The sequence below is a fragment of the Paraburkholderia sp. SIMBA_030 genome (genome assembly GCF_046535245.1).
GTDB lineage: Bacteria > Pseudomonadota > Gammaproteobacteria > Burkholderiales > Burkholderiaceae > Paraburkholderia.
Map to the genome: position 1 here is coordinate 144951 of NZ_JAWRXB010000001.1, position 17103 is coordinate 162053.

The 17103-nt window shown below is 60.6% G+C and carries 10 protein-coding genes; 6 read left to right on the plus strand and 4 right to left on the minus strand.

Annotation, left to right across the window (positions count from 1 at the left end):
- Window positions 1-37 precede the first annotated feature (37 nt).
- The 4 genes from SB772_RS00645 (at window position 38) to SB772_RS00660 (ending at window position 5031) form a co-directional block, all read left to right on the plus strand.
- Window positions 38-1057, plus strand: coding sequence for an ABC transporter substrate-binding protein (locus SB772_RS00645; RefSeq protein ID WP_410831356.1), 1020 nt, complete (start codon window positions 38-40; stop codon window positions 1055-1057).
- A 394-nt stretch (window positions 1058-1451) separates the two neighbouring features.
- A complete protein-coding gene (locus SB772_RS00650; protein ID WP_410831808.1) occupies window positions 1452-3017 on the plus strand; it encodes a sugar ABC transporter ATP-binding protein in 1566 nt (521 codons plus the stop codon).
- Complete coding sequence (locus SB772_RS00655) at window positions 3007-4035, plus strand: ABC transporter permease (RefSeq protein ID WP_410831357.1); 1029 nt, start codon at window positions 3007-3009, stop codon at window positions 4033-4035. Before SB772_RS00650 ends, SB772_RS00655 begins: the two co-directional genes overlap by 11 nt.
- A 36-nt stretch (window positions 4036-4071) precedes the next feature.
- A complete protein-coding gene (locus SB772_RS00660) occupies window positions 4072-5031 on the plus strand; it encodes an ABC transporter permease (protein WP_410831358.1) in 960 nt (319 codons plus the stop codon).
- 286 nt (window positions 5032-5317) lie between these two features.
- Here SB772_RS00660 and SB772_RS00665 read toward each other — a convergent pair whose 3' ends face one another.
- Complete coding sequence (locus tag SB772_RS00665) at window positions 5318-5968, minus strand: DsbA family oxidoreductase (protein WP_410831359.1); 651 nt, start codon at window positions 5966-5968, stop codon at window positions 5318-5320.
- A 341-nt stretch (window positions 5969-6309) separates the two neighbouring features.
- Between SB772_RS00665 and SB772_RS00670 the strand changes: the two genes are divergently transcribed.
- The gene (locus tag SB772_RS00670) at window positions 6310-7449 is read left to right on the plus strand and encodes an FAD binding domain-containing protein (RefSeq protein ID WP_410831360.1); all 1140 of its coding nucleotides are present in this window, start codon (window positions 6310-6312) and stop codon (window positions 7447-7449) included.
- A 325-nt stretch (window positions 7450-7774) separates the two neighbouring features.
- Entirely contained in the window at window positions 7775-8887 is a 1113-nt protein-coding gene (locus SB772_RS00675; RefSeq protein ID WP_410831361.1) for an alkene reductase, read from the plus strand.
- Window positions 8888-9158: 271 nt separating this feature from the next.
- Here SB772_RS00675 and SB772_RS00680 read toward each other — a convergent pair whose 3' ends face one another.
- The 3 genes from SB772_RS00680 to SB772_RS00690 are packed head-to-tail and all read right to left on the minus strand — an operon-like array spanning window position 9159 to window position 17101.
- Complete coding sequence (locus SB772_RS00680; RefSeq protein WP_410831362.1) at window positions 9159-10313, minus strand: response regulator; 1155 nt, start codon at window positions 10311-10313, stop codon at window positions 9159-9161.
- Between the two features lie 5 nt (window positions 10314-10318).
- A complete protein-coding gene (locus SB772_RS00685) occupies window positions 10319-12082 on the minus strand; it encodes an ATP-binding protein (protein WP_410831363.1) in 1764 nt (587 codons plus the stop codon).
- A gap of 9 nt (window positions 12083-12091) precedes the next feature.
- The gene (locus SB772_RS00690) at window positions 12092-17101 is read right to left on the minus strand and encodes an AAA family ATPase (protein WP_410831364.1); all 5010 of its coding nucleotides are present in this window, start codon (window positions 17099-17101) and stop codon (window positions 12092-12094) included.
- Window positions 17102-17103 lie beyond the last annotated feature (2 nt).

Genomic DNA, 17103 nt, shown 5'->3' on the forward strand with positions numbered 1-17103 from the left:
AAAGCAAAGACACCTCACCAGGTACCGGAGGAAGACAATGGCGTCGCTCAACACGCAGTCGCGCAAGCACGCGCGCAAGCAGCAGATTCGTCCGCTGGCAGGTTCGCTGCTGGCTCTGGCCATCGGTTTTGGCGTCGCCACGGCGCACGCCGACGACGCGCTGCCGAAGTTGCCCAACAAGACTCCGCTGAAGGTCGGCTTCGCGCAGACTGAAAGCAACAATCCGTGGCGTCTCGCGGAAACCAGGAGCTTCAAGGACGTCGCCGCGAAGTGCGGCTGGCAGCTGGTCATGACCGACGCCAACAGTTCGAACTCGAAACAGGTATCGGATATTCAGAACATGATCGCGCAGCACGTCGATCTGCTGGTGTTCCCGCCGCGCGAAGAAAAACCGCTTGCGCCGGTTGTGCTGCAAGCTAAAAAGGCCGGCATTCCGGTGATCCTGGTCGACCGCGACGTCGATCAGTCGGTGGCCAAGGCGGGCCGCGACTACATCACCTTCATCGGCTCCGACTTTATCGATCAGGGTCATCGCGCCGCTAACTGGCTGGTCAAGGCGACCGGCGGCAAGGCGAAGATCATTGAACTCGAAGGCACCACCGGCGCGTCCGCGGCGAACGATCGCAAGAAGGGCTTCGACGAAATCATCGCGAAGAATCCGGGCATGACGATCATCGCCTCGCAAAGCGGCGACTTCGCGCGCGACAAGGGCCGCCAGGTGATGGAAACGCTGTTGCAGGCGCATCCGGACGTGACTGCCGTCTACGCGCATAACGACGAGATGGCACTCGGCGCGATCGCCGCGATCAAGGCGGCCGGCAAGCAACCGGGTAAGGATATCCAGATCGTCACGATCGACGGCACCAAGGGCGGCATGGATGCGATCGCCGCCGGCGAACTCGGCGCAAGCGTGCAATCGAGCCCGTTCTTCGGCCCGCTCGCCTGCGACGTCGCCCAGCGTTACGCGAAGGGCGAAAAGATCCCGACGTGGGTCAAGGTGTCGGACCGCTTCTACGACAAGAGCAACGTGCAGCAGAACATGCAGTACGGCTATTGATTTCGAAGCGATTTCGAACCGTCGCTGTGCGCGCAGTGTCGAGGCTTGAGGGGAGTGCCGCAGCGTAACATCCACGCGTTTCGCAAGCTTCCCGCAGGACGTCCCCGCCCCGAATCAGTCTCCTCGGGGGCGGGTGACGGGAAGGGTTCGGAGCGACGCGTTCGTGGTAGCACGGGCCGTCGCTTCGCTTTTATGCGGCGTAACAGGGTTCGGCGGCGCCGCCTGCATAGCGCCCGAACGAATGGCCACCGCGGCTCGCACGTGCAACGCATGCAGTGCATGAGGCAGCATGTGAAGCAGCACGTGAAGCAGCACACGCATCAGGAGAACACCCGTGACGGAATCCGGCACGCAGACGCCACACTCTCCCCTTACCGATTCGCCGCTGCTGGAGATGCAGGACATCGGCATCAGCTTCGGCGGCGTACCCGCGTTGCGCAGCGCCAATCTGAGCGTGGCAGCCGGCGAAGTGCACGCGCTGATCGGCCAGAACGGCGCCGGCAAATCGACCATGATCAAGATCCTGACCGGCGCGTATCGGCGCGGCGCGGGCAGCGTTCGCTTCGAAGGCCGCGAAGTTGATTTTCGCACGCCCAAACAGGCGCGCGAAGCCGGCATCAGCACGATCTACCAGGAGATCAACCTGGTGCCGTTCCGCTCGGTGGCGGAGAATATTTTCCTCGGCCGCGAACCACGCCGCTTCGGCCTGATCGATTGGCGCGCGGTGCAGACGCGCGCCGCCGCCCTGCTCGAATCGTTCGGCTTGCAAATCGATGTGAAGAAACCGGTCAACCGCTATTCGACCGCGATCCAGCAGATGGTGGCGCTGGCGCGCGCAGTGTCGTCGGATGCGAAGATGGTCATCATGGACGAGTCCACCTCGTCGCTCGATGAACGCGAGGTGGAACTGCTCTTCACTGTCGTGCGCAAACTGCGCGACGACGGTCGCGCGGTGATCTTCGTCTCGCACCGGCTCGACGAACTGTATGCGCTATGCGACCGCGTCACCGTGATGCGCGACGGCCAGACGGTCGCGCAAAACACGATGGCGGAGATGGACAAACTGCAACTCGTCACGACGATGCTCGGCCGCACGCTTGCCGCCGTCGTGCAGGAAGACGCCGCCGCGCGCGAAGCGAATCTTGCGCGGCGTGGCAAGCAGGCGATCGCCGCGACGCATCTGAGCACGCATCCGAAAGTGAGCGACGTATCGCTCGAAGTCCATGCGGGCGAAGCGGTGGGTCTCGCGGGCCTGCTCGGCTCGGGCCGGACCGAAACCATGCGTCTGATGTTCGGCGCCGATCCGCTCGAACAAGGCTCTTTGTCGATTGGCGGAGAGACGGTAGCGTTGAAGTCGCCGCAGGATGCGATCGCGCGCGGCCTCGCTTACCTCACCGAAGACCGCAAAGCCGAAGGCATCGTCCCCGAACTCTCGGTGCGCGACAACCTCACACTCGTCTGCTTGCGCACACTGGCGAAGAACGGCGTGGTGGACGTGAAAAAGCAGCAGGCGATCGTCGACCGTTTCATTGCGTCGCTCGGCATCAAGCTGCGCTCGGCCGATCAGCCGATTCGCGAGTTGTCCGGCGGCAATCAGCAGAAGGTCCTGCTCGCCCGCTGGCTCGCCGCTGAGCCTTCGTTATTGCTGCTCGACGAACCCACGCGCGGCATCGACGTCGGCGCCAAAGCCGACGTCGCGAAAATCGTGCGCGAACTGCGCGATGCGGGGCTCGCCGTGCTGCTGTCCGCCTCCGAACTCGAAGAACTGACCGCGGTGGCCGACCGCGCGGTGGTCATCCGCGACGGCCGCACCGTCGCCGAACTGAACGGCGCCGACATGAGCGACACCGCGATCATGGACGCCATCGCCTACGGCAGCGAAGGCCAATCGCAACTGGCCGAAGCCGCCCAGTCCGCCCATATCGAAGACGCGTTAGGGGGCGACCGTCATGGCGCTTAAGCTGCACACCGAGCCGCTGCACCCCAAGACCGCGGCGCACAAGCCGGACGCAGCCGCGCCGCGCACCACCGCCGCATCGACAGTGAAGAAATGGCGGCACCTGGCCATGCAACGCGAAGTGATCGTGCTGCTCGCAATGGTGCTCTTCAACCTGATCTTCACCCCGCACTTCTGGTCGCTGCAAACCTTCAACGTCAACATGACGCAGGTGGTGACGATCGTGATCGTCGGCATTGGCATGACGCTGGTGGTGGCGACGGGCGGCATCGATCTGTCGGTGGGCGCGTCGATGGCGATCTCCGGCGCGCTTGCGCCGATGCTGTTCCTGAACATTCCGGGGCCGGGCGGCATTGCGCTCGCGTTCGTGCTGCCGGTGCTGGCGGCGGCAGCGTGCGGCGTCTTCAACGGCTTGCTGGTGACGAGGCTATCCGTCCAGCCGATTGTCGCGACGCTGGTGCTGTTCATCGCTGGGCGCGGCATCGCTCAGGTCGTCACCGACGGCAGCCTGCAGGCGTTCAACACGCCCGCATTCCAGTGGATCGCATTGGGCAAGGTCTTCGGCGTGCCGTTTCAGGTGCTGCTGATGCTCGCGCTAGTCGTGCTGTTCGCGTGGGTCGTGCGCAAGACGCTGTTTGGCCAGTATCTGCTGATCACCGGCGGCAATGAAAAGGCCGCCTATCTGTGCGGTGTGCCGACGGCCACCGTGAAGCTGATCGCCTACACGGTATGCGCCGCGCTCGCGGGGCTGGCGGGACTGATCTCGATCTCGGTGAATTCGTCGTCGGATGCGAATGTGGTGGGGCTCGGCGTCGAACTCGATGCGATCGCCGCAGTGGCAGTCGGCGGCACGGCGCTGACGGGAGGCAAGGCGTATATCGGCGGCACGCTGATCGGCGCGCTGATCATCCAGTTGCTGCGCTATACGCTGCTCGCGCACGGCATTCCCGACGCGGCGGCACTGGTGGTGAAGGCCGGCATCATCGTCGCGGCGGTTTATGTGCAGCGGCGCTCACGGTAACCCTAACGCTTAAGGGACACGTCCGGATTCAATGCGATGAAAAAGAACCTGCCTATCCTGCTTGCTCTCGCCGCACTCATCGTGCTGGGCCTCGTGCGCTACGACCATTTCGGCTCGGCCTACAACATCACCTCGTTCTGGCGCTACAACTCGATGTTCGCGCTGATTTCGATCGGCATGGCCTTCGTGATCATCACGGGCGGGATCGACCTGTCGGTCGGCACGGTGGCCGCCCTGGCGAGCGTCGTCGCGGCGTTGACCAGCGTGTACGGCGGCTGGGTTGCCGTCGTCGCCGGTTGCGCGGCGGGCATGGCCGTCGGCGTGCTCAACGGCCTGATCATCACGCGGCTGAAAATCCTGCCCTTCATCGTGACGCTCGCGACCAGCCTCGGCGCGCACGGCGTCGCGCTGTTGCTCGGCAAGAACGACGCTGTGTCGATTGCCGCCGACTCGAACTTCGGCAACTTCGGTCAAGGCGATCTGTTCGGCCTGCCGATCCCGGGGGTCGTGGCGGCGCTCGCCGCCGTGGCCGGCTGGCTCGCCCTGCGCGGCACGCGCTTCGGGCGGCATTCGCTGGCCATCGGCGGCAGCGACGAAGCGGCGCGGCTGATGGGCCTGAACGTCGACCGCACGCTGGTGATGACTTACGCGGTAAGCGGGCTGCTCGCCGGCATGGCAGGAGTGATCCTGGCCGCGCAGTTCGGCGCAGGTCAGCCGAACGAAGGCGTCGGCTGGGAGCTGTTCGCGATCTCGGCGGTGGTGCTTGGCGGCACCTTGCTCACCGGCGGCGAAGGCTCGATCGCGATGACGATCGCCGGCGTGCTGCTGCTCGGGCTGGTGTTCAACATCCTGAATTTCGAAAACGGCCTGGGATTCATCAGTCTCTCGGCGTACTGGCAATCGGTGATTCGCGGGGTGTTCCTGCTGCTGGTGATCGTGTTGCAAGCGAGAATGCTGAAGCAGCGCGGCAAGAAGCGAGTTGTGGCACCGGTTTAACCGGCGACGAGCAGCGCGTGACGCTTTTGCTTTTGCCAGCCGTATCAGGGCAATGCGATCCAGCAGGTAATGCGATAGCGTTGCTGCGAGAGACTCGCCGCGAACGATCAAGGTGACACTCTGCGCAGTTCGCGCGAAATTCATCGCGGCCTGGCCTGCGGAGTTTCCGCCGCCTACGATCAAAATCTTTTTGCCGCTTGTCCACCCACCGCAGCCCGTTCAATAACGACAGCCCGCAGTCCCTCCGACGCCGAGGCGAAGCGGCCCATGACCACCTCGGATCGGCTTAAGCCGCGGTGGCGCTGGGTTTCAAGGCATCCTCAAGTGTTACCCGAAACAGAGCGACAGACTGTGCACCGCTGATAATTTCGTCGCCAATCTTCACCGACGGTACCGAGTTGACGCCATGCTCCATTGCCCGAGTTTCAAGCGCACGCACTTCGTCGACTCCACCGCCCGACGCAAAAAACGCTTCGACCTTGTCTTTCTTGAAGCCCGTCGCTACCGCGATCTCCGTCAACACGGCGATGTCTCCAATATCGCGTCCAGCGGAAAAATACGCATGGAAGATCGCCTCCACCAGCGCTGTTACATCATGTCTTTGTTGCAACACCCATACGAGCCGATGTGCGGCAAGCGTGTTCGGCGTACGCTTCGCCAACGCGTAGTTGAATTCCAGACCGACCTGACGTCCGGCCTCGGTGACTTGAGCATCCATTGCTTGCGAGCGCGCCCAGCTCCCAAACTTCGCCGACCGGTATTCTTTACGGTCGAGACCTTCGACCGGCATACCCGGATTCAATTCATAAGGAACAAACACAAGCTTCGTTTGCTCGCCGGCGTTCGTTTCGCGAATCGCCTGCTTCAGTTTTTCCTCGCCGATCCAGCACCAGGGACAAATGAAATCGTACGTGAGCTCGATATTCAGCTTGTTCATCGAACATCTCCAAAAAGGATTGTTTGCAGACGCACGATAGCGCGATTGCCAACCGATAAGAATTGCAACATGAGGCAACGCACCTTTGCGTGCAAGGCAACGAGACGGGCCAAACAGCGTAGTCTGCTCACTCATCTCATGTACGGCACCGCCTTTCGCCACCCAGCGTCGCGGCATTTCTGACAGCCTTTTTGCATATTGTGCAAAGGTGGATTGCGTTGCGCCTGGATTTCCGCTGGTTCCGTAACGGCTAATCTCCAACGATCAAGCAATAGAAGGAGAACGCTGTGAACGCCACAGCTCTGTCGAACAATCAGACGCAGAATAATCAGGAGCGTCCCATGAGCAATGTCAATCGACCCCGTGCAACCATTATCGGCGGTTCGCTCAGCGGTCTTTTCACGGCGACTGCGCTGCGTGCAGTCGGATGGGACGTGAAGCTCTTCGAGCAGTCGCCCAATGAACTCGACAGCCGGGGCGGTGGCATCGTGCTCCAGCCTGACGTTCTGGAAGCCTTCCGTTTCGGCGGCGTGAAATTGCCGGCTTATCCTGGCGTGGACTCCGGCGATCGCATCTACCTCGACCAGAACGACCGCATCATCGACCAGTTCTACATGCCTCAGACGCAAACCTCCTGGAGCCTTCTTTACAGCGCCATGAGACGTGCGTTGCCAGTTGATGTCATTCACCCAGACGAACGTTTCATTCATCTTGAGCAAACAGCCGAATCGGTCAAGGCTCATTTTGAAGGCGGCCGGGTCGAGCAAGCAGATCTTCTAATCGGAGCCGATGGTGCGCGCTCTACGGTTCGGGCTCAGTTGCTGCCTGAATCACAACCCGGCTATGCGGGCTATATCGCATGGCGAGGCCTCGTCGAAGAAAATGATCTGCCAGTCGACGCGGCGAATGTTCTACGTGACCGCTTTACTTTCCAGCAAGGTGAAGCACATCTGATCCTGGTCTATCTCGTACCAGGGGAAGACGGTACGACCGAAGTCGGCAAGCGGCGCTGGAACTGGGTCTGGTACCGCCCGATGTCCGGCGACATCCTCAGGGCTTTGATGCTGGACAGGAACGGGACCCAACGCAGCACGTCGCTGCCTCCCGGAACAACAAAAGACGACGATATCGCCGAACTGCGTTCCGCGGCGAGCAGGTTGCTCGCGCCTACCCTGCAGGTCCTCGTTCAGGCTACGACGGAGCCCTTCGTCCAGGCAATCCAGGACCTTCGAGTGGAAAGAATGGTCTTCGGCCGGACTATTCTGCTTGGCGATGCTGCGTACGTACCACGTCCGCATACCGCAGGCAGCACCGCAAAAGCTGCTGCGAACGCTGTGGCGCTAGCTCACGCGCTCTCGCGGGGCAGCGAGCACCTGCAGTCTGCACTGTCCGGCTGGGAGTTACAGCAAAGGCGGCTCGGTATCAGCATGTCGGAACTCGGAATTTCTTTGGGTGACCGCATTATGAAGCTCCGCCGCTAGTGGCTGACCGGAAACTGGCGACTGGTATTCGGCAAATACCAGCAAACGCCAGCAACACCCACAGCGCCTTCTTCGACCTTTGCACACCACGCAACGATGTGTAGCGCGCCGTTGGGATTCCGCCCAGGCGCCGCCTCCCCTACGCTTACACACATCAGCCAACCGCACAGACATGCAGCGCCACCGCATGTCGGTCAACAGCGAACACGACATCTCACAGTCGCATTGCGGAAGGATCAGATAAGTCTTGCTGCACCAGATCATGCCTTGAAATGCAATTGGCGGAGCTGTACGGCCCGCCTCACATCCTTGATGGAGATACGCCATGACGAAGCACCTTTTTAACCCTATCAAACTGGGTCGCCTCTCTCTCGACCACCGCGTTGCGATGGCGCCCCTCACACGCTCGCGAGCCGGCCAGCCGGGAAACGTGCCGACAGACCTGAACGTCGAATACTATCGCCAACGCGCCAGCGCGGCACTGATCGTGAGTGAGGCAACACAAATCTCACAGCAGGGCCAAGGTTATGCATGGACGCCGGGCATCCATACGGAACAGCAGATTGAAGGCTGGCGCGCCGTCAGCAAGGCTGTTCATGAAGCAGGCGGCCACATGTTCCTCCAGCTGTGGCATGTCGGCCGTGTCTCACACCCCGTGTTCCAACCGAATAGCAGCCTGCCTGTTGCCCCCACCGCCATGCCGGTGCCCGGAAAGACATTCATTGTTGACGACGCTGGCAATGGCGTATGGGGCGACGTACCGGTACCGCAGGAACTCACCGTTGAGGGCATTCGAGAGATCATCGCCGACTACCGACGTGCCGCGAGCAACGCGATCGCGGCCGGCATGGACGGAGTTGAAATTCACGCCGGGAACGGCTATCTGCTTGACCAGTTCATCAACAGCAACAGTAATCATCGCCTCGATAGCTACGGCGGCAGCATCGAAAATCGTGCTCGCCTGCTGCTTGAAGTCGTCGCCGCCGTCAGCGACGAAGTGGGACCACAAAACGTCGCGGTTCGCCTCACTCCCATGGGACGTTTCATGGGTATGGGTGATGACACGCCCGAGGCAACGTTCGGCCACATCGTGAGAAAGCTCAATGACTATGGTCTCGCCTATTTGCATCTTGTCGAACCGGCGATGGTAGGCACGGTAAAGGACGAGATCTTCGACCCGCGCTGGGACGCCATCATCAAACTGCTGCGAGACGAATACAAAGGTGTGCTGATGATTGCTGGCGGCTATGACCGTGATACCGCCGAAAAGGCGATCGCCAGCGGCCGGGCCGACATCATTGCGTTCGGAAGGCCCTTCATTGCGAATCCTGACCTGCCGGCCCGTCTGCGCGGCGGACACCCGCTGAATGCCGCCGACAGCACCCATTTCTTCGGCGGGGATGTAACCGGCTATACCGACTACCCGACTATGAGCTAAGCGTCGGTTTGCCCGATAATCGGCTTCGAGACGTTGTACGGCGGGCGGACGATCCGCCCTGCTGACTTCGCGCGGCGTTACGCTGGGTCATGGTGGTCCGGATATGAATCAGCGTTGCAAATCCCGGGATATCTACATGGACCCGGACACACCTGAACCATCGCTTGACCAGCCGTCGATGCGGGGCTGTGCAGCGGATCCGTAAGCGCGGCCAAGCACCGCGGTAACGCGATTTGCACCAAATCGGACCAGTCGCGCTGCCATTATTTCCTCAAAGACGACAGCTCACGTTCAGGGTAGCGATGAGTCCCGGTTGATTGTCTGCAAAGTCGAGCGAGCCGCGATGGAGAGTCGCCACCGCCTTCACGAGTGCGAGCCCAAGGCCTACGCCCGGCGTTCCGCGACTCGCGTCGCCACGATAGAACCGCTCAGTCACTTTGGATTTTTCTTCATCCGGAATGCCCGGGCCGTCGTCCGCAACCGAGATCGAAATCATGTCATCGCCGCGCGTCGCGACCACGTTGATTTCCCCCTCGTCCCGGGCGAATTTCAATGCGTTGTCGATCAGATTACCAATCGCTTGCGCGAGCAAAAGCGGATCGGAAATCACCATAAGATCACCCGAAGTCCGAAGCGACAGCGTCACGCGGCGCAACTCCGCCACGGGCTGATAAAACTCGACGGCATCCGAAACGATCGTTTCCAGATCGCCAGGCATGAACCCTGAGCGGCGAACGCCTGCGTCAATTTCGGCGAGACGCAACAACGCATTGAAGATGCTGATTACGCGATCGACGTCCGTCAATGCGACCTCCAACTCCGGCAGAAATTCATCATTGCCTTGCCGTTTCAGCGTGAGCGTCAGCACCTCAAGCCGGGAACGCAGTTCCGTGAGCGGAGTGCGCAAATCGTGAGCAATCGCATTCGACACATTGCGCACACCATTGATTACCTCGATCAGCGTCTCCTCAGCCTGTTTGCGCGTCTTCACCTCCTTTTGCAACTGGATGTTTTGCTGTTCCTGCAGTTTTTGCAGCGCGCGTAGTTTCAGGTGCGTATTGACGCGAGCCGCGACCTCTTCCATCTGCAGTGGCTTGGTAATGTAATCCACCGCACCGGCGCGAAAGCCCGTGATCTTATCCTCAGTTCGCGCCAACGAAGTCATGAAGATCACCGGAATATCCCGGGTCTTCTCCATCGTTTTCAATTTCCGGCTGGTTTCAAAACCGTCGAGTCCAGGCATCATGACATCGAGCAGGATAAGGTCGGGTTGCACAAGCTCTGCGCGACGCAACGCCTCTGCCCCGTCACGCGCAACGGCTACTCGCAGATTATTGCCTTCGAGGCATTCGACCACGAGTCCTAGATTGGCCGGCGTATCGTCGACAACCAGAACAATGGGCGAACCCTTGTCGAACGGTTCCATTGTTCTCACGCGTCTCGATCCAGATGTTGTTCGATCAAGGATAGCAAGGCCTGCGACTCAAAAGCCGCCGCAAGACGGCGCAATTGCATTGCGAAGGCCTCGTAGCGAACGTCGAGGCCGATAAGGTAATCGGCGTGATGAACGATGTCACGCATCGAGCCAAGCAGCGCAAACCGATGCAGTGTCTCCATTTCATTACGCGGTGGGACGACAGGCTCGTCAATCACAAGCACGTGACGCTCTTCGCCTTCATCAGCCGGGATCTGAAGGGGTGGACTAAAGTCCGCCACGTCCGCATAGGACACGGGTGCATCGAGTTCGAACCAGAATGTGCTCCCGCTGCCGACGGTGCTCGCCACATGGATTTCGCCCCCCATCATGCGCACTAACTGGCGGCTGATCGCAAGCCCGAGGCCGACGCCGCCTGTGCGTCGTGTGAAATCTCCGGCTTGTTCGAACGGCTGAAAGATGGTTTCGAGCCTGTCAGGACTCACGCCGACGCCGGTGTCCCTCACTTCGAAACGCAGCCTTCCATTTGAAATCATTCGAACGACAAGCGTGACTTCACCCTGGTCCGTGAACTTGACTGCATTGACAAGAAGATTCAGCAGCACCTGCCGAAGGCGTTTTTCGTCAACACGAATGACCTTCGACAAATTCGCCGGCGCCTCGCGGTTCACGACAAGATTCTTCTGATCGGCACGCACGCTCACCATCTCGGCGATGACACGTAAGAACGGACCAAGCGGTACGTCTGTCACGTTCAGTTCGAACTTGCCCGCTTCGATTCGAGCAAAGTCGAGAATGTCGTTGATCAGCATGAGCAGATGCTCGCCGCTCTGTTCGATCACCCTCAGACTCGACAGTTGCCGCTCGGTCATTGCCGCATCGCGCCGCAAAATCTGGGCATAACCCAGAATGCCGTTCAGCGGTGTGCGCAGCTCGTGGCTGATGTTGGCGAGAAACTGGTCTTTGGCGCGATTTGCCGATTCAGCCTCTTCGGCTCGACGCCTTTGCGTGACATCGCGAAACACCAGCACCACGCCGAGGATTTCACCGCGGTCGTCGACGATCGGCGACCCGCTGTCGTCGATCGCGATCTCACGCCCGTCGCGAGAGAGCAGTATTGTATGGTTCGCCAGCCCGACGATGGTCCCGGCGCTCAGCACGGCAGTCACAGGATCTTTCGCCGGTGCACGCGTCGTTTCGTTGATCACGCGAAACACCTCCGCCAGCGGGCGACCCATCGCCTCGTCGCGAGCCCAGCCTGTCAGCATTTCCGCGACCGGGTTGATAAAGCTGATGCGCGAGTCCCGGCCGGTCGCAATCACGGCGTCGCCGATACTCGACAGGGTGACCGCATACCTTTGTTCGCTTTCGCGCAGACGGCGTTCCACGCCGTGCTTATACAGCGCCATTTCGACGACAGTGCGCAGTTGCGTATCGTCAAACGGCTTGAGAACATATCCGAACGGTTCGGTGACGGTTGCGCGCCGGACAGTTTCCTCGTCGGCATAAGCGGTCAGGAAAACGACCGGCAGATTGAAATTCTCACGCATCAGCCGCGCGGTATCGACGCCGTCGAGTTCGCCTTCCAGCCGCACGTCCATCAGGACCAGATCCGGCGCGGTGTCGGCCGCCAACGGAAGCGCGTCTTCGCCGCGCGCGGTGATACCGATAACCGTGTGGCCCGCGCGGTTCATCTGTTGCGCGATGTCTCTGGCAACCACCCGATCGTCTTCGACTATAAGAATGCGTGCGGCGGCCATAACCTGTTCTTATCCACGTCCGTTTGCATTGAAAATAATGCTGCATGTCGTGCCGCCCATGCGGCTCAATTCCAGGGCTCCGTGTAGTTGGTGCGTGAGGTCGTGGACCAGTTGCAACCCGAGCGAGTCGGCTTCGTCGAGCGAAAATTCCGGCGCGATGCCAACGCCATCGTCAGCAACAGTCAGCCTGCACCGCTCTTCGTCGACCAGTCCAAGTTCCACACGCACGCAGCCGCCACGTCCATCCGGAAACGCGTGCTTTAATGCGTTGGAAACCAGTTCGTTGATAATCAAGCCGCAGGATACCGCACGGTTCATGTCCAGTTGCACATCGTCAACCTCGATCTGTAGCTCCACCGCCATCTGACGCATATCGTAGGCGCGCGCGAGATGACCGCACAGGTTCTTCACGTGTGTCGCCATCACGATTCGTGCGAAGTTGCCCGCGCGATAGAGGTTTTCGTGCACCAGCGCCATCGACCGCACGCGGTTGCGGCTATCGGCGAATAGTTCGGCGACGGACCTGTCGGTTACGCGCGACGCCTGCAGATTGAGCAGACTGCTGATCAGTTGCAAATTGTTCTTCACCCGATGATGAACTTCATGCAGCAGCGCCTCCTTCTCTTCGAGCAGCGCTTCTTTCTCTTCTAGCGACGCGTTTTCGAGTGAAATTGCCGCCTGCGAAGCCAGAAGGTCAAGCACGGCGATGCGTGGCGGCGTGAACACGCCAGGTGCGAGGTCGTTTTCCAGATACAGCACGCCGATCAGTTTTGCCTGCTTCATGAGCGGAAGACACAAAACGGCACGAGAACGGCTTGAGCGAAAATATTCGTCCACTGAAAACGGATGGGGCAGCGCTGCGTCGTCGAGCAGCACGCGTTCCTGCGTGCGAATACTGTGATGCAGAATCGATGCCGGCAAATGGCGTGGTGTCACAACTTCGCTTTGAAGACGCACCTCCACGCCTTCGCGACCGGCTAGCGCTTCGGCTTCGATCCACAATTTCTCCGCACGCGGCAAGACGAGCAGCGCGCGTCCCGCGCCAGCGTGCTCCAGCACGATGGTCATCAGCGTATGAATCAGTCTTTCGAAGGCAATCTCGCCCGATATGGCTTGCGATGCCTTGACGACCGTCTCGACGTCGAGTTGTTCCGCGACAAAACGCCTTGCCGGTGCGTCGTTCGCCAGTTCATGGACCAGATTCGGATAGCGCCGGTCAAGCGCCTGAACCTTGGCCAGCGCTCCCCACCGGAGGTAGGCTAGCCGTGCATAGCCAAGGTAGACAAAAGCGATCGTCGTAAATCCACGCGCCATATAGAACGTCGCGGCAACCTCCTGCGCCAGCGCCTCGATCAAAGGGAACTCATGTTCACGCGCGGAGCGGATTGCGCTTTCGTACTCACGCATCGCCTCGAATTCGTTTCCCTTGATGCGCGCAATCTCGCCGGCGACCAACGCTGAGCGGCTGGCGAAATTGCTTGGGCAATGCTCGGCCCAAATCTCGAGTCTGGCGTGATGCTCGACGAGCTCGCGGCATTGCTCCGCCTGTTCATCGGGCGTCGCATCGTCGTACCGGCGTGCCCGTGTGAGTGCTGCATAGAAGTGGTACTCGGCAAGCTCGAAGTGACCGGACGATGTCCACAACAACGGCGCCGCCTTCGCGGCGGCCGCCAGTGCATCCGCTATATCCCCCGCGAAATAGCGCCCCTGCAGTTTGCGAATCCAATACCAGCATGTGGCAATTGCCAGGCATGGATCGGCTTCGAGATGCTGCTCAAATGTCGCTTCGTCGAAAGCTTCGTCATTGAAGGACCCCAACGAGGCTGTCAAGCCGCGCAAGGTTCGAATGAGTTGCAACTGCGCACCAATGATATCGACAATCAATCCAAATTTCGCGGCTTGCACCACACCCAGCCGCACCTGAGCTTCGCGTTCGACGTCGGGGAGCGGATCGCCCGCAGCCAGCAGACTGGTCACCAGGCAACAACTGCTGAAGCCGGTGTACGTGAGGTCCCCGCTCTCACTGGCGGCATCGAACGCCCGCCGCAATAGCGGAAGTCCTGTGCGAATGTGCTTGGTCCACGGCATCACGTGATAGGCAAAGCACATATAGACGCGGGGCTTGAAGCGTTGCAAACCCCGTTCGTCGACGAGACCCAAGCCAAGCTGGCCAAAGCGGAATCCCGCTTCGTAGTCACCGAACACCGGACCGGCAACCATGCCAAGGTAGGCATAGCCGATCGACGACGCGTCGCTGTTGCCATGCTCGATACTCAGATTCGCCATACGGGACAACACGAGACAGACCAGGTTTTCGTCGCTGAAGAACGCCGGCGGCAAGACCGCTGTGAGCACATCCATCGTTGCGCGCCGATCGGTATCGGTGAGCAGCGGCAGATCGATCAGCGATTCGATCGGAGACTCGCCGATTTGCAGCATGAGCCGGTCATACTCGCTGCGCGCCTGGTCGCGGGTGGGGTGCGGGTCCCAGTCGATGCCGATATCGCGCAAATAATCCAGGCAGATTTCTACCGCCAGATCGCTCTGATCGAGCGCGGTGAACAGGGTCACTCGCAACCACGTCACGGCTGCGCGGTCGGCCAGCGTGGCGGCATGCCTCGAAAGGCTCGATAACCGCTCCTTGGCCGAACCGGTGTCGCCGGTCAGAAACTCGCACTCCGCAAGGCCGTATTCCAGGGCGAACTTGAGTGGATATCGGGTAACCCAAGCCTCGTCGCCGAGCAGTGCGCTTCCCGCCAAAAGGTAAGTCGATGCCGACGCGTAGGCAGACGACGTCTTCGCACGCCGCCCGGCAATCAGATTGAGTTTCACGACGTGTTCGCGCTCCGCCGGATCGTCGATGAGCTCGGCCGCGCGGTTGTACTGGTTGACGATCTCGAAGATATCCTGTTCGAGATCCTCCGTCGTCGCGTCGGCCGCGAACATGCGGCCGATTCGCAGATGCGCGGCCGCACGCTCACCCGCAGGAATCAGCGCATAGGCCGCTTCCTGTACGCGGTCATGAAGAAACGCGTAGCCGTGCTCACGCCGAAACACGAGGCCGGCTTCCACTGCGCCGGCGAACGCGCGATGCACCGCTGTGTCGGACGTACCCGCGACACGCATGAGCATCGCGGTCGTCGCGCTGTTGCCGAAACACGCAAATTGTTTAAGTGCTGCCTGCGTCATATCCGGAACACGCCCGATCTTGCCGACCATCAGGTCGACGACGCTATCCGAGAAGTGCGCCTCGCGAAGACGCGCCACGTCCCATCCCCATGTGCGGCGCACTGGATCGAAAACCAGGTGACGCTCCTCGGCAAGCGTCTTGAGAAGTTGCACCGTGAAAAAGGGGTTGCCGCCGGTCTTCTCGAACATGAATTGCGCGAGGCCATACACCTCGGCGGTCCCGGCGTGCAGTGCTTCGCCGATCAGGCGCGCCACGTCGCCGACCTGCAGCGGCGCCAGCACGATATCGTGAACCGGCATCCCCAACTTGCGGATCGCAACAAGTGCGTGGCTGAGCGGGTGCCCGGGGCCCACCTCGTTGTCGCGATAGGCGCCGACCAGCAAAAGATTCTGCAGCTTCGGCGTGGCAAGAATATTCTCAAGCAGACAGATCGTCCCGGCGTCGAGCCACTGGAGATCGTCCAGAAAGAGCACGAGCGGATGATCGGCGTACGTGAAGGCGCCGATAAAACGTCCGAATACCCCATGAAATCGAATCTGTGCGTCCTGCGCCGGAAGTTCCGGTACCGCGGGTTGCGGACCGATGATTTTTTCCACTTCCGGAATCAGGTTGACGATCAATTGTCCGTTCGGACCGACTGCTTCGCTTAGCCGCTCACGCCAATGCGCGACCTCTGTCTCACCCCGATCGAGTATCTGCCGCGCCAGACTCTGAAACGCCTGCCCAAGCGTCGTATAGGGAATGTCGCGCTTGTACTGTTCGAATTTACCGGCAGCGAAGTGTCCATGAGACGGCCCGAGCTTTTTTTTCAGTTCATTCACAAGCGACGATTTGCCGATACCGGAATAGCCCGATACGAGCACGAACTCTGCCTTGCCTTGCTGTACAACGCGATCGAACGCGGCATTCAATGCGGACGTCTGTGCCTCGCGTCCATACAATCGCTCGGGGATGCACAAGTGCTCGGGAGCATCATGTGCGCCGAGCGGAAATGGGTCGATACGGCCGTTTTGCTCCCACGCATCGAGACAGCGGCGCAGATCGCTTTCAAGACCTTGTGCCGTTTGATAACGGTCCTCCGCGGTTTTAGCGAGCAGGCGCATGACAATCGCGGCGAGCTGGGGCGGCACGTCGCTCGCGAATTCGTTCAATGGAATCGGCGGTCTGGCAATGTGGCAGTGAATCCATTCGATGGGCGAGTTCGCGCGATAGGGAAACCCGCCAGTCAGCATTTCGTAGAACGTGATGCCCAACGAATAGAGATCGGCGCGCGAATCGACCGAACGATTCATACGGCCGGTCCGCTCGGGGGCGAGGTAGGCAAGCGCCCTCGCAGTGACATCAGGCGGCGCACTGGCCGGCGGCTCGCCGGTCGCGCCTGAGGCGATACCGAAGCCGGTCAGCGCCACGCCCCCGGTCTCCGTATTGACAAGAACGTTAGCCGGCCTGATGTCCTTGTGGACAAGACCGCGCCCATGCAACGCGCCGAGCGCCGCCGCGAGATTTCCGGCTATCACGAGGAAGCGACCGAGCGCCAGCGAACCCATTGGGATCGCGCGGAGCGAGATACCCCCTGGGTCTTCGAGTACCAGCGCCGCACTCCCACGGTACTCGATCAGGGCATGAGGTCGGGTAACGAAACGGCCATCGAGCAGGCTGCGCAACTCATAAGCATGTTCAAGACGCGCCTGACTGTTGGCCGCGGGTTGCAGGGCAGGCAATGTGACGGTCAACCACGTCTCGGCACCATCGCGCCTTCTGACACGAGATAGCACGAACTCACCATCGTCATTGAGCGTCTCGAACCCGAACCCTGACAACTCAATCATGC